This window comes from Pseudoalteromonas sp. McH1-7 (assembly GCF_013366255.1).
Classification (GTDB): domain Bacteria; phylum Pseudomonadota; class Gammaproteobacteria; order Enterobacterales; family Alteromonadaceae; genus Pseudoalteromonas; species Pseudoalteromonas peptidolytica.
Genome location: NZ_JABWPQ010000003.1, coordinates 1 through 13,898 on the forward strand (window position 1 = coordinate 1; position 13,898 = coordinate 13,898).

Genomic DNA, 13,898 nt, shown 5'->3' on the forward strand with positions numbered 1-13,898 from the left:
GATAAAACTGGTACAATGAGATTAATGACCCATGACTCGGTAGAGAAACGACCCATTGGGTCGATATTAAATTGTTAACTCTCTTTTTAGATTAGTGAAACTATCAGGAAAAAAATGAAAAAATTTATAATTTCAATCTTTGCTATGTTCCTCTTGTCAGGTTGTGTAACTTTGAATACTCAATACCAAGGCGATGACTCGGGCTTTGCTATCATGTCGTTTTACATAAAAAACCACAATTTTGCAGGTGATTATGTGGTGATCTATGAAAATGATAAAGGAGAGTCGGGTAGATTTTATTATCGTAAAGATGCAGCATGGGGTCGCTCTGAAAGGGATTTCGATGATGCAAGTTATAACGGGAGAGTAGAGTTACACCAACTAAAAGCTGGTAAGTATTTGATTACAAAATATGAACAAATTCAAGGTGCTCGTACTTTTCACTATGCAGATTTTGAACCATACAGCTTTGAAGTAAAGAAGAATGAAGCGACATATTTAGGTGAGTTAACTGAGCCTGTTGGTGGCAGCGGAATGCTCCAAGTTAAAGATAAATTTGAACGCGATGTTAGTATTGCAAAACAGAAAGGGTTGCCTGAAAACATTAAAACTGAAAAGCAACTGATGAATGAGAGTATGTTAAAAGTTAAAGGCTCAAGGTACTTTAAAGTGCAATAGAGAGTTAACAAGGCGCTAAACCAGGACAAAATTAAATAAGCTCGTCGCTTCGCTCGATTTTAGCTTATTCAATTTTGCCTGTTAGCTAAGCGTTATATTTGCAATCAGAATCGAGGGTAAGCTTTGGATCAAAGGGAATTGAATAATGCGTTAATTCAAGCTGCTGACTGTGACCTAGAATCAGCTAAAAAGTTGCTTGAAGCTGGAGCAACCCCGAATGGAATGCCCTTGATTATGTCAATTCAGTGCGGTGCAGAAGACATTGTTTCCCTTTTCATAAAAGCTGGTGTTGATTTGAATACTAGTTATTCGGATACAACTCCTCTAATTAGAGCTGTCACCGCTGGTTATCCAAATATAGTAAAGTTACTAGTAGTTAATGGAGCTGAGCCTAGTTTAAAAGATAGCGGTGGAAAAACAGCGATGCAAAGGCTTGCCGAATGCTCTATGCCTCGTTTAAATCAACAAAACAAGAAGCTAATTGCAGAGTACCTCAATGGTGCAAAGCTAATATAACAAGGCAAATTAAAAGTGCGGACAAAAAACAGTTGGCTTTGTTCGTGCCTCACAAATTTTAGCCAACTATTTTTTGCCATTTATTTGCGGCGTTAGGTTTACTATGGATAGGTTCATCTTCATCACATTACTGTTTATTGCAATATCTGGTTGCTCATCAAAAGGAGGTTTTGTTAAATATGCCAATCCTGATGAGCAATTTATTGATATTCATGGAGATATTGAGAAACCTTTGACATATGAAATCAAGGTTGAGTACAGAACACACTCACAAGTAAGCCAATGTAATAATTATCATATAGCGCTCGGTAGAGACGTAGCTCAACAATTTGAAATCAATTATCGGCCTGAAATAATTGGTGAATTACATTCGATAAGAGTTCCATTACAAGAGTTAGATCCTACTACTATTTGTAAATGGAAACCCGTAATGGTCTTTGTTTGCATTGGTTCAGAAACTAAAGAACCTACAAGCTGTACTAGTGTATTTTCATTTAGAGGCGTTCACGATATTGATCCGATTACCACTTTGGAATGTTTGGAAAATAGCTTTTGTTTCGACAGTAAAAGTAATATTAAGTCAGGTGCTATTAATGAGTTTAACAAAAGTTATCAACTGAACTTGGTGGTAAAGTAAACCTAACAAACGCATTAATGAATGGACGTCTAAAGCTTGGCTGACGCTCGTTCCTCGCTAATTTTAGCCAAGCTTAATCCGCCCATTATGCGGGCGTTATACCGTAATCAATCATCTAGCCTTTTCATAGCTTTACGGTAAACATCGCTACGTTCGCGTTTTCCGACTGCTAAGACGGTTACAATGATGACATCGTCTTCAACTTTGTAGACGAGACGGTAGCCCGATTGACGCAACTTAATTTTATACATGTTGTCAGCTCCAGAAAGCTTTGAAGCCGGAACATGTGGGTTATCTAAGCGCTCGATTAGCTTTTTCTTAAATTGTTGTTGTAGAGTAGAGCCAAGCTTTTTCCACTCTTTGAGTGCGCTCTTTTTAAAGTCGAGTTTATAGGTCATCAATATTTACCGAAATGCTTTCTTCAGATTCACGCTCTTTAGCGATAGCTAGTAGTTCAAGATCTTCGAGTCTGTCCATCATCATTTCGTACGCTTCGGCAGGTACGCAATAAAATGCCGGCTCATTTCGGTTTAGTACAGCAACAGGTTCGCCATAAGCACTAGTTGCAACTTTCATAGGGTTAGCTTTCAACTCAGTAATGCTTGCAGCAACATCGGCTAAAATTCTAGTGGTCATATAATCGGTCTCTTAGGTGGTCTTTATGTTGGTCATTTTAGTCTCAACCAAGCGGTATAACAAGGTGTTCAAGTGGGATTTGGCACGCGTGGCATTTTTAATATGCGTTGAGTTCAGTGTTTAAGGCGCGTTGCAGAGGCTTTTGTATTGCGTGCCAGCACCCCTTAACGCGGCGTTGGTACCTTTATCACTTCTTAATTAAAGGTGAATCATGAGTAACTCACTGTCTCTCAAAGACTGGATCGACTTGTTAGAAAAAAACCACGATAAAGTAGTTACCTTGTGGACTATGTATTTAACATTTGTAGTAGCAATATCCGCAGGAGTTATTAGTTCAGGAGAGAAACTTAATACAAGTGGAAAATATCTAGTAAGTATTTCTTTCTTGATCTTCACAATAATACATTTGGTTGAACTGATGCGCCGTTATAAAGCCATGAACATAATATCTATCGAAATTAAGTCTATTAGTGAAAGTGATGAAAGCTTGTTAGATAGTTCCAAAAACTGGCTAACAAATATAAATGTTGTGTCGCCAAGTATTGTCTTTGGCATTAGCATTGTATCGACACTTTTGGTGATGATATTGATAAACTATTTACCTTCTACCATAGGTACATAACAGCATGATTAAGCTGTTGGGCGTCTTATCATGACGCAAGCCCATAGAATTTTTATGCGAAATTCACCTAATACAGCCAACGGCGCAAAGCGTTTCTGTCCAAAAAGTGTAAGAGCGAGCCTGTTTCTCGCTCATAACAGCCAATCAGATAAGGCCTAAATCCTTCACCTTCGCAATAAGGTCGAACATGAGCCATTAGAGTAAGTCAAATACCGGCTCTATCGCTTCTAGACTGAAGTTGTCCAGATCCAAGCGGTGCTGTATTCCTAACGGCAAAATCCACTGCGGATCAGTGTGACCAAAATCAAGCCGAGTTATTACAGGTAAACTCTTACAGCCAAACTCATCACGAACCACAGATACAATCACATCATCAAGCGCCGTCATCTCCTGCTCGCTGTAATCCCGAGCGCGGCCAATCATCAAGCCGGATATTTTTTCAAACACGCCCATTACGCCATAGTTACGTAACCAAAACCGAACATAGTCTTGACTGGGTTTATCCTCAGAGGTCTCTAAGAACAACAATTTTCCCTGCCAAAATGACGGTGATGGCCAGTATTTCGTGCCTTTTAGCATCTCCATCACTTCAAAACAGCCGCCAAATAGCTGCCCTTCTACTTGCCCCGCCCCTTGCAGTACTTTTGGGCCATTTGTCGCGATTGTGGGATGTAATTTACCTACATTTTCTGGTATCGCCCACTCTGGATAGCCATGAGAATAGCTTTTAAATATTGGATAGTGGATTTCACCGAACAGTGCCTGCGCTAAATATGCTTGATATTCAGCACTAGCGTTGTGGCACTGGGAGAAACCGGCCATGACCGACGGGCCGTTAAAGGTGACTAGGCCCCATTGGTTCAGGAGTGTAGTGAGGGTAGAAAAGTCAGAATAGCCCATCATAAATTTGGGATTATTGATGATAACGGATTTGTCTAAATAAGGCAGGATCCGCGCTGAATCGGAGCCACCAATAGAAGAAATTATCCCGGCTATATTCTGATCTGCAAAGGCGTCATTAATGTCCTTTGCGCGTAGCTGCGGCGATGAAAAAATCACATCTGCGGCCAGTCGCGTCGAGGGCATCTCTACTACATTCAGCCCAAGCGAACGCAGGTTTTTTACGCCTTGCTCAAAAATGTGGGGAAATGTGCCTGGGCCTCCCCAGCTAGGCGATACCACTGCGATGGTATCGCCTTTGTTTAGCCTCTTTGGCTTGAGTAACTGCACCGTAAATTTAACCTTAATAGCGCTTTTGGTATGTACTACCCATATCCTATTAAAGCATCTAAATCAACTGGTTAGTCAAACCTCTCAACTCGAAATGGAGTTAGGTCAACGGAGGTTGGCTTACCCATAACCAACTCTGTTATAAGCTTACCCGTGATTGCAGACATGAGTATTCCTGTTCTGAAGTGGCCACACGCATTGATATACCCTTCTACACCCTCTACATGTCCTAATATTGGCAGCTCATCAGGCGTACCTGGCCTGAGCCCAGCCCAACATCGTTTTATACTCGACTCTTTCAATACGGGTAAACACTTCATTGCACCTTGAGACAAGGTTTGAATTTTGTCTAGGCTATTGGTCGTATCAAAGCCTTTTTCTTCTGTTGACGAGCCAATTAAGATCTCTCCATTGTCTTTTTGGGCAATATAACAATCGCTAGTACTAATACAGCCATTCAATACCTTGGGCATACGCTCTGATAAAACAATTTGCCCTTTCACTGGGTATACCGGCATGTGCTTGTCCGTTGCTTGATGATAAATCTCATCAGCCCACGCACCAGCGGCGTTAACCAGCGTATTACAATATAGGGTATCCGTTGGTGTTTTTACCCCGATTACCTTGTGACCATCACGTAAGACTTCGACTACTTCGGTATTTAAAAAAAGCTCAACACCATTTTGACGCGCCCCTTCTGTGTAGGCGTCAACCAAGCGGTATGGATTAACTTGGTGATCGCAAATAAAGTCTATTGCACCAATTGCATCAGGCGTAATATAGGGCTCTTCTTCTCTTAATTGTTGCTGATCTAACCACCTTATTTGCGAAGATAAATGTGGGATCCCAGAAACAATACTGTCTGCGTAAACTTCATCATCACGATTGTACATTATGAACTTGAGCCCAGTCCGCTCAAATTTAAAATCCACTTCGTGTCTTGTAAGCATTTCTTCGTGAAGCGCTGGATATAGCTCATTTGACTTCAATGCTAATTCAAAAAAGCACTCGGGCAGCTGGTGTGGTCGCAATGTTTCTGCGGCAGCGGTGTCACCTTCACTTTGCAATTTCGACAGCGTTTTAAAAAAGATGACCCCACAACCAAGCCCTACAGACTCGCCGATTGCCCACAGCCCACCAGCTGAAGCGCGCGACGCGTTTCCTGGCTTTTTTAAGTCTACTAGTGCTATCTTCAAGTCAGTATCACGGCTAAGAAAATAGGCACAAGCAGCCCCTATCACTCCGCCACCGGCAATAACGACATCATACTGCTTCATTATTATTCTCCAGTAATGTAAATGGTATTGGATCGAGCGGAAATCTGGGTCTGATCACCCCAAGTGTTTCAATGTGCCCTTCTGCATGTAATCTATCTAGCGCATAGCTTGAACACATCTTTCCTTGGCAATCTCCCATGCCAATTCGGGTTCTCATCTTGATACTAGATAGGTCTTTTGCACCTTGCGCTAATGCGACATCCAGTTGTTGACGCTTCACTTGCTCACATCGGCAGATAACAGTATCAGGTTTAGTCAGAGCTAATAACCCTTCACGTCTTGCCGAAAAGCGGTCAAATCCGGCTCTAAACTTTTGCACTTGTTTACGTTGACGTTTTAGTTTGCGCATTCTGCGATGATACTGTGCTTCATTAAAGCAGTGCTGTTCATAAGCCAGTGCTGTCGCCGCAATTTTTCCTTCAATAATGGCAGCTTCGGCACCTAACAAACCATTACCATCACCACAAACATATACGTCATCTAGGCTACTTCGCAGGTTTTCATCAAGCATTGGTATGTAACCATTAGTACCAGTGTATTGATGCGAAAGTCCTAGCAACATCGCCAACTGGGTTCTTGCAACAAATCCATACCCCACGCCAAGGCTATCAACTTCTAAGTGCTGCGCTTTTGAGACATTAGCATGCCAATTCTCATCAAATGGTGCCACGGTGATCCCTGATAGTTGGCTTTGACCTTCAGCTTTGACAATACCGTATCCATACTTGAACGGGATTTGATGCTTTTTCAAATACGCCAACATACTTAAACCAGACAAAGTCAGCGTTGGCCGCTGCAAAAGTGCAACGGTTTCTTTTGCTAAATCGCTAAAACGGCTGGCTTCAAATACGCCAACAACTTGCGCTCCAGCTTTATGTAGCTGACAAGCAACCAAAGGCAATAGCGGCCCAGTTCCCACCAACGCAACTTTACGCCCAGGGCGGACTAAACCACTTTTTAGCTGCAACTGCATCCCACCCATTAACATCACACCAGGTAATTGCCAACCATCAAAAGGGACACTACGTTCATGGCAACCTGTCGCGAGAACTAGCTTGTTATATTCAATTTGTGTGATTTTCTCTTGAGCTTGCAATAACAAACAATTCTTACCCTCAGGACCAAGTACTTTGGTTTGAAGTTGCAGTGTTATATCCTGTTCATACTGGGAGTATCGAACTTTAAGTGCCGCCATAGAGCGCTTCAAATTTTCATCCAAATGTGGCAATTTCGTGGTCTGGCGTAACGGCCCCCGATAAATTACCCCTCCGATTTTTGAAGCCTCATCAATTAAGGTACTTTTTAGTCCATATTTAGCCAGCTCTGCCGCGCAGCTCACACCCGCAGGGCCTGCCCCAATAATAACTATCTTTTCTGGTTGGTCAGCAGCCATCATCAAGCTCCCACCTGCTTAAAACGATTTTGTTTTGTTTCAATTTGCATATTTGGTTGCACCAAAGTTTGACAGGCTTTTTGTTTGTGTTGTTTATTAATAGTCACCTGACAACAGTGACAAACGCCCATCCCACAGTAAGCGCCTGACACCACTTGACGATCATTTTCCATAATCTGTTTGTAATTTGCTGCCAATAAAACCGATAGGACCGTTTCGCCATCACAGGCGTTAACTGCAATTTCATCAATTTTGATTTTGAACTGCAAACCCTCTGGTTCCGTTATATCTTGTGTTCTTGATAGTTCCGACATGAAACATACTCCTTCAATAAATTCGCACAAATTTTACTACTTAAACTTAAAAAATAAACATTTTATTTACTTTATTTACTGCAATTTGATCTGAATTAAACTTATAACTTGACCGCTATAACTTTGATCAATTCGGTGCAATGTATGCTTTGTTATCACTAAAGTTGTGCAATCCACGTGAACAAATAAGAATAAAAAGCATATAAATCATAGGCTTGAGTTTTGGCATGGTTCTTCCTTATTCCCTGTTGCATTCACACAAGGAGCAACATCATGAATACCATCTATCAAACTATGTATTTACTTTGGCATGTTGACGTTAGTGTCTGGCCCATACATGACACGACAATTACGCTCAGCAACGAGGAGTAAATTTATGACGACCTCAAAGTTAAAAACTGCAATACGTGCAGTTAAAAGTGACATGCTCACCCCATCACAAGCGGCGCAGACTTTTGGCATCCCAAAGCGTAAGCTATATGATGCGCTGCGCCAGTCTGATCAAAAACAGCAAACACATTGGCAGAAACTAATGCAAGAAAAAGCCAACCTTGAACGCAGCTTGGCGAAGGTTAATAGGGAGTTATATGAAAAGTTTATCTAGAGCAGCTGTATGAATAACAGCACACGAAGCACCTTAATTAACAATAATAAAGTTAGGACTTTCGTTGGTGAGCGTGGTAGCTATCATGCTCACCATCTTTTACTGCACGTAACTTACCACCAGCCAGATCAATAAACCCACCAGTTGTAAAACTTGCTTCATTACTGAGTAACCAAGCGATCGCATTGGCAACTTCTTCTGCGGTTCCACCACGTTTTAGCGGCAGTGCACTTGCAAGTCTATCGACTCTTTGCGGCTCACCACCATCAGCGTGAATATCGGTATAGATACAGCCTGGCCTGACACCATTTACGCGGATCTGCTCAGCGGCGAGTTCCAAAGAGAGACCTTTAGTAAAACTGTCTATTGCCCCCTTGGCCGCAGCATAGTCCACGTATTCATTAGCGCCACCTAAATAAGAAGCTGCCGACGATACATTCACAATAGCGCATTGTGATGGATTAGCGCTCAAACGCATGTGCTTGATAGCTTCACGCGCACAAATAAAATAAGGAGTAACATTATGGGTCAGCATTTTATTGATGCGTTCTGCGCTCATGTGCTCTACTCTCGTCTGAGTACTCAACACTCCAGCGTTATTGACCAAATGCGTTACCATGCCGATATCGGCTTTGATTTTATCAAACATCGTCATCACAGCTTGCTCATCGGTGATATCTGTTTGAACAACGAAAGCTTTACCACCACTGGTAATAATGCTGTTAGCGACGCTTTGTGCCGCTTGATGATTTTGTTTATAGTTGATGATCACCGTATAGTTACGTTGACCTAAAAGACGTGCGGTCGCGGCACCAATTCCACGACTCCCACCTGTAATAAGTACGACATTTTGCATTCACTATTCCTTTATTGGCTTAAACTAACATACTACTGGTAATTCAGCACTTCTACACCCATATCTTCTTTAACGTGTTCAATTACCATATACGTATGGTTAGTACCAACTCCCGGTATTTCAACAATTTGCCCCAACACTTCACGGTATTGGCGCATGTCCTGAACTCGGATTTTAACCAAGTAATCGAACCCTCCCGCCACCATGTCACAAGAAACAACATTGGGAATGTGGACTATATGCTGTTTGAATACTTCAAACACCGCTTCTGTTGAGCTCTTTAACGTGATCTCTACATGTGCGACTAAATGCTGTCCTAATTTTGCCGCGTTTAATCTGGCGGTATACCCTTCAATATACCCTTCCGCTTCAAGTTTTTTTACTCGATCAAGACAAGGACTTGGGCTCAAATTTACCTCTTTTGCCAAATTTACATTGGAGATCCGGCCATTGCGTTGCAACGCATCTAAAATCGCTAAATCAATGCGGTCAAGTACCCGAGTTTTAATAGAAGTCGTCATATCAGCATAAAATTTTGTGAGGCTGTGAGATTACCCGCAAATTTACCGTATTCCTTAAAAATAAAACAGCATATTCTGCTGTCTTTTCGATAGAATGCCCGCGAAATTAACGATAAAAGACAACGCTGTACATTTCACGTTTTTACACAGCCTTGTTTGAACATTTACATTGTGCATTCTGGCTAAAATTTGAACGCATCTCTAGGTGTGTTATGGTTAGCAATGTGACTGCATCATTTTGTCGTAATTGCGTCTATCTATAAAAGTGGAACTACATATTAATCCAACTTGCCAGCTTGGGTATGCTTTTATTTGGAATGGTAGTGCCGAGTTCACGTTAAGTGTAACTTTTTAGGTAGATTCGAATTACATGTATTTTTGACTCCAATTTTTGAGGGTTGCTTATGCTTTATAACGGCGATTTGACAACTAACTGTCCTATCCGACAAAAGATCCGTGACTTTTACCGCATTGATGAAAACGCAGTAATTGATCATATTTTACCTTTAGCTGAGGTAGGCGTTACAGCTCGAAGCCGAGCATGGGAACGTGCACGTCAAATGGTTTTAAATATCCGTAGAGATCAAGATGGTCAAAACGGCGTTGACGCGCTTTTAAATGAATTCTCTCTTTCTACTGAAGAAGGCGTGGTGCTCATGTGCTTGGCAGAGGCCTTGCTTCGAGTACCAGACAAAGCGACACAAGAAAGCCTGATCCGCGACAAGCTGGCAAAAGGTGATTGGAGCTCACATTTAGGTAGCAGTGACTCGTTATTCGTTAACGCGTCAAGCTGGGGGCTATTAGTTACCGGTAAAATGGTGAACTACTCAGACAAAAATAAAGAAGAGCAATTTGGTGTGCTTAAGCGCACAATTGGTCGTCTTGGTGAGCCTGTTATTCGTAAGTCTGTGAACTACGCGATGAAGATCATGGGTAAGCAGTTTGTTATGGGTGAAACCATTCAAGACGCCATCGTTCGTGCAGCTGATAAAGAACAAAAAGGATATGTATACTCGTACGACATGCTAGGCGAAGGTGCACGTACGATGAAAGATGCGGATCGCTACTTCCAAAGTTATATGAGTGCCATCCACGCTATTGGTAAAGCGGCCAAAGGTCGTGGCCCGGTGAAAAGCCCAGGTATCTCAGTTAAACTTTCAGCGATTCATCCACGCTACGAATTTACACATCGCGATCGCGTGATGAGCGAGCTTGTGCCTAAGTTAAAAGAACTTGCCGTTGCCGCTAAACAATACGATATTGGATTTACGGTAGATGCTGAAGAAGCCGATCGCTTAGACATCTCATTAGATGTAATTGAAGCCGTATTCTCAGACGAAGCGCTTGGCGATTGGAACGGTTTTGGCCTTGCAGTACAAGCATACCAAAAGCGTGCTATTTTTGTAGTTGAGTGGGTTGCCGAACTGGCACGTCGCGTCGGCCGTAAATTAATGGTTCGCCTTGTAAAAGGTGCTTATTGGGATACTGAAATCAAAACCACACAACAAGATGGTCTTGAGCACTTCCCTGTTTTCACCCGTAAAGCAACTACAGACGTTTCTTATAAAGCCTGTGCTATCAAGCTACTAGAAGCCCGCGATGTATTGTTCCCACAATTTGCAACACATAATGCGTATACCGCTGCGACTATCTTAGAAGTTGCCAAAGGCGACAATAAGGGCTTTGAATTCCAGCGTCTACACGGCATGGGTGAGTCTCTTTATGATCAAATCGTCGAAAACGAAGGTATTCAATGCCGCGTTTATGCGCCGGTTGGTCAGCACGAAGATCTACTCGCGTACTTAGTGCGTCGCTTGCTTGAAAATGGTGCTAACTCATCATTCGTAAACGCGATTGTTGATACATCTAAGCCTGTTGAATCATTGCTCCCAGATCCTGTAGAAACACTGCAAGGTCTACGTAACCGTTATAATACACAGATTAAATTACCAATTGAGCTGTATGGTGATGAGCGTCCAAACTCAAAGGGTAAAGATTTAACCGACATCAACGATTTAGCGCCATTCAAAGCAAACCTAGACAATTGGTTTAACGAGCACCTGATCGACGAAGCTCAAGTACCTGACGGCCATCTTGCAGTAAGAAACCCAGCCAACCACAAACAGGTTATTGGTGCTGTGCCTTTACACGATGAAGCATATATGCAGAGTGTATTAACAAATGCAGATGCTGCATTTGAAAGCTGGTCACAGACACCTGTAGAAGAGCGTGCAAATTTACTACGCCGCACGGCTGACATTCTTGAGCGTCATCATGACGAGTTAGTTGCCATCTGTATTAAAGAAGCGGGTAAAGTCACTCAAGACAGTATCGATGAAGTGCGTGAAGCTGTTGATTTTTGTCGCTACTATGCAGCCCGCGCTGAAGAGCTGTCTAAAGACGAGCGCTTTGAAGCCCGTGGCGTGATTTTATGTATTAGCCCATGGAACTTCCCACTGGCAATCTTCTTAGGTCAGGTGGCTGCGGCTATTGTGACTGGTAACACCGTTATTGCAAAACCTGCTGAACAAACCAGTATGATTGCACTACGCTGTATCGAGTTGATGCACACTGTCGGCTTACCTCAGCACGTGGTACAGCCTGTTATCGCTCGTGGTAGCGAAGTAGGTAAACATATTGTACCAGATGAACGTATTCAAGCTGTGATGTTCACCGGCTCAACTGAAACTGGTACGCTTATCTCTCAGATCCTTGCTGAAAGAAACGACATTCAGGTTCCGTTGATAGCGGAGACCGGTGGCCAAAACTGTATGATCGTTGATTCAACTGCACTGCCAGAGCAGGTTGTGGATGATGTGATTTCTTCAGGTTTCCAAAGTGCGGGTCAACGCTGTTCAGCCCTTCGCGTGTTGTTCTTACAAGACGATGTTGCAGACGGCATTATTGAGATGATCCAAGGCGCGCTTAAAGAGCTACATATCGGCGATCCATCGCTACTATCTACAGACGTAGGTCCAGTAATCGACGAAAAAGCACTGACGACATTAACCAAGCATGCAGAATACATGAAGGCTAATGGTAAGTTATTGTTTGAAGCGAAAATACCAGACAATAGTGAAAATGGCGCTTATTTCTTTGCTCCTCGCTTATATGAGATCTCTGATTTATCCGTATTGAAACGTGAAGTATTTGGTCCTATTGTTCACATTGTGCGCTTTAAGGCTGAAGACTTAGATAACGTTATCGATCAGATCAATGGAACCGGCTACGGCTTAACCATGGGTGTTCATTCTCGCATCGAAGAGCGCTGCGAATACCTAGCTAAGATGTCGCGTGCGGGTAACGTGTATGTAAACCGTAATATGATTGGTGCAATCGTAGGCGTACAGCCATTTGGTGGCCGTGGATTATCTGGTACAGGTCCAAAAGCAGGTGGTCCAAACTACCTACTTCGCCTAGTGAAAGAGAAAGCATCTCCTGACAACGTACAAATGACCGACCTCACACCGGATGAGCTGGAGATCCACCACTTCCCAGGTGCGGTTGAGCAGGTTGAAAAATTAATGCGAAACTCTATGCGTGACGAAAAAATTTGGCGTCGTACCGCATTGAATGATCGAGTTTCTGCGGTACGTCAGTTACTTGCCAAGGTAGCAACTGTCGATATTATCGACGAGTTAGCTGATGACCTTGCGCTAACCCTGTCTGATGCACGTGCTCAGTTGAACCGTTTAGAAAAGCGCATGCGTACTTACACCACACTACCGGGTCCAACAGGTGAATCTAATACCCTTCACCTTGAGCCTCGTGGTTGTGTTGTTGTGTATGCTGACAAGAGCACTTCATTTAACTTCTGGGCAATCTCTATTATCACCGCGCTTGCTGCAGGTAATACGGTTATTACCGTTGCATCAGACTTATTCTATGAAGAGGCATTAGCATTTAGAGATAAGTTTATCTCTACTGGTGTTGCTGAAGGTGTTTTCCAAGTAGCGAAGCAAAATCAGCTACAAGCAATCTTGGCACATCCGCACCTTTCTGGCGCAGTTGTGGCAGCACGTTCTTCTCGTTTAGGTTACTTCTCACAGCAACTAGCTGAGCGTAAGGGCGCAATTCTTCCAGTGATAAGTGCCGAGTATTACGATACCTTAATTAATCGCCTTGTGACTGAGAAAACCATCAGTATCGATACCACAGCCTCTGGTGGTAACACGTCACTGATGACACTCGTTGAAGACGAAGAGTAATACAGTGATCTCAATCGTTATGTCTACCATAGCGATGTCACCTACCGAAGCCAGCGAAAGCTGGCTTTAATTTTTTACGCAGCTGTTGCTGTTCTTAGCCCCACAATCACATGTACGATATCCATTAAATAGACATCTTCTACCAAAGCAACGACGTCGTTCCACTTAGGATTGTATTCATTATTTTCCCAGCGTCTTAATGTGCGCTCTTCTATACCATAGCTTGCCGCTGACTCTGCCTGAGTAAACCCGCGACTTTTACGGGCAAATCTTAAGATAGCTGCACCAAGTGGCGCACGTTCAGAAACTAATGGTTGGCTCATTAACATCACACTCATTCCTTAAAATATTGCGCAAATAAGCCAAAATAAAACTCATCACTTATTTACGCAAACACTGACTAACT

15 protein-coding genes are annotated in these 13,898 nt (G+C 42.7%); 6 read left to right on the forward strand and 9 right to left on the reverse strand.

From position 1 onward, the window contains the following. The first annotated feature begins 114 nt into the window (after window positions 1–114). The 3 genes from HUZ36_RS02590 to HUZ36_RS02600 all read left to right on the forward strand — a co-directional run bounded on the left by HUZ36_RS02590 (window position 115) and on the right by HUZ36_RS02600 (window position 1,831). The gene (locus HUZ36_RS02590) at window positions 115–678 is read left to right on the forward strand and encodes a membrane lipoprotein lipid attachment site-containing protein (protein ID WP_176031915.1); all 564 of its coding nucleotides are present in this window, start codon (window positions 115–117) and stop codon (window positions 676–678) included. A gap of 138 nt (window positions 679–816) precedes the next feature. After that, the gene (locus HUZ36_RS02595) at window positions 817–1,194 is read left to right on the forward strand and encodes an ankyrin repeat domain-containing protein (RefSeq protein ID WP_176031916.1); all 378 of its coding nucleotides are present in this window, start codon (window positions 817–819) and stop codon (window positions 1,192–1,194) included. Between the two features lie 103 nt (window positions 1,195–1,297). Then, a complete protein-coding gene (locus tag HUZ36_RS02600) occupies window positions 1,298–1,831 on the forward strand; it encodes a hypothetical protein (RefSeq protein ID WP_168756800.1) in 534 nt (177 codons plus the stop codon). A 107-nt stretch (window positions 1,832–1,938) separates the two neighbouring features. Here HUZ36_RS02600 and HUZ36_RS02605 read toward each other — a convergent pair whose 3' ends face one another. Beyond that, complete coding sequence (locus HUZ36_RS02605) at window positions 1,939–2,229, reverse strand: type II toxin-antitoxin system RelE family toxin (protein WP_005377002.1); 291 nt, start codon at window positions 2,227–2,229, stop codon at window positions 1,939–1,941. Then, on the reverse strand, window positions 2,219–2,467 hold the full coding sequence (locus HUZ36_RS02610; protein WP_005377003.1) for a type II toxin-antitoxin system Phd/YefM family antitoxin: 249 nt from the start codon (window positions 2,465–2,467) through the stop codon (window positions 2,219–2,221). Before HUZ36_RS02610 ends, HUZ36_RS02605 begins: the two co-directional genes overlap by 11 nt. Before the next feature lie 211 nt (window positions 2,468–2,678). Here HUZ36_RS02610 and HUZ36_RS02615 point away from each other — a divergent pair, with 211 nt between their 5' ends. Then, the gene (locus tag HUZ36_RS02615; protein ID WP_176031917.1) at window positions 2,679–3,089 is read left to right on the forward strand and encodes a hypothetical protein; all 411 of its coding nucleotides are present in this window, start codon (window positions 2,679–2,681) and stop codon (window positions 3,087–3,089) included. Between the two features lie 195 nt (window positions 3,090–3,284). Here HUZ36_RS02615 and HUZ36_RS21915 read toward each other — a convergent pair whose 3' ends face one another. From HUZ36_RS21915 to HUZ36_RS02635, 4 genes are all read right to left on the reverse strand, one after another. Beyond that, window positions 3,285–4,319, reverse strand: coding sequence for a S66 family peptidase (locus HUZ36_RS21915; RefSeq protein ID WP_176031918.1), 1,035 nt, complete (start codon window positions 4,317–4,319; stop codon window positions 3,285–3,287). 71 nt (window positions 4,320–4,390) lie between these two features. After that, a complete protein-coding gene (locus HUZ36_RS02625; protein ID WP_217704576.1) occupies window positions 4,391–5,596 on the reverse strand; it encodes an NAD(P)/FAD-dependent oxidoreductase in 1,206 nt (401 codons plus the stop codon). After that, window positions 5,583–6,992 carry an FAD/NAD(P)-dependent oxidoreductase gene (locus HUZ36_RS02630; RefSeq protein WP_254879455.1) on the reverse strand — a complete coding sequence of 470 codons (1,410 nt, stop codon included), beginning with the start codon at window positions 6,990–6,992 and terminating at the stop codon, window positions 5,583–5,585. Before HUZ36_RS02630 ends, HUZ36_RS02625 begins: the two co-directional genes overlap by 14 nt. Next, window positions 6,992–7,303 (reverse strand): 2Fe-2S iron-sulfur cluster-binding protein, encoded by a 312-nt coding sequence (locus tag HUZ36_RS02635; protein WP_125250854.1) that lies wholly within the window; start codon window positions 7,301–7,303, stop codon window positions 6,992–6,994. The genes HUZ36_RS02630 and HUZ36_RS02635 overlap by 1 nt, the downstream gene beginning before the upstream one ends. Window positions 7,304–7,679: 376 nt before the next feature. Here HUZ36_RS02635 and HUZ36_RS02640 point away from each other — a divergent pair, with 376 nt between their 5' ends. Next, entirely contained in the window at window positions 7,680–7,907 is a 228-nt protein-coding gene (locus HUZ36_RS02640; protein ID WP_176031919.1) for a helix-turn-helix domain-containing protein, read from the forward strand. A gap of 52 nt (window positions 7,908–7,959) precedes the next feature. Here HUZ36_RS02640 and HUZ36_RS02645 read toward each other — a convergent pair whose 3' ends face one another. Then, window positions 7,960–8,763 (reverse strand): SDR family oxidoreductase, encoded by an 804-nt coding sequence (locus tag HUZ36_RS02645; RefSeq protein WP_176031920.1) that lies wholly within the window; start codon window positions 8,761–8,763, stop codon window positions 7,960–7,962. A gap of 32 nt (window positions 8,764–8,795) precedes the next feature. Further along, complete coding sequence (locus HUZ36_RS02650) at window positions 8,796–9,284, reverse strand: winged helix-turn-helix transcriptional regulator (RefSeq protein WP_125250857.1); 489 nt, start codon at window positions 9,282–9,284, stop codon at window positions 8,796–8,798. A 404-nt stretch (window positions 9,285–9,688) separates the two neighbouring features. Here HUZ36_RS02650 and putA point away from each other — a divergent pair, with 404 nt between their 5' ends. Continuing rightward, window positions 9,689–13,492 carry a bifunctional proline dehydrogenase/L-glutamate gamma-semialdehyde dehydrogenase PutA gene (putA, locus tag HUZ36_RS02655; RefSeq protein WP_147390728.1) on the forward strand — a complete coding sequence of 1,268 codons (3,804 nt, stop codon included), beginning with the start codon at window positions 9,689–9,691 and terminating at the stop codon, window positions 13,490–13,492. Window positions 13,493–13,566: 74 nt separating this feature from the next. On the opposite strand, the gene HUZ36_RS02660 is transcribed toward putA, so the two are convergent. After that, a complete protein-coding gene (locus HUZ36_RS02660) occupies window positions 13,567–13,821 on the reverse strand; it encodes a helix-turn-helix domain-containing protein (RefSeq protein WP_125250973.1) in 255 nt (84 codons plus the stop codon). Window positions 13,822–13,898: the final 77 nt, after the last annotated feature.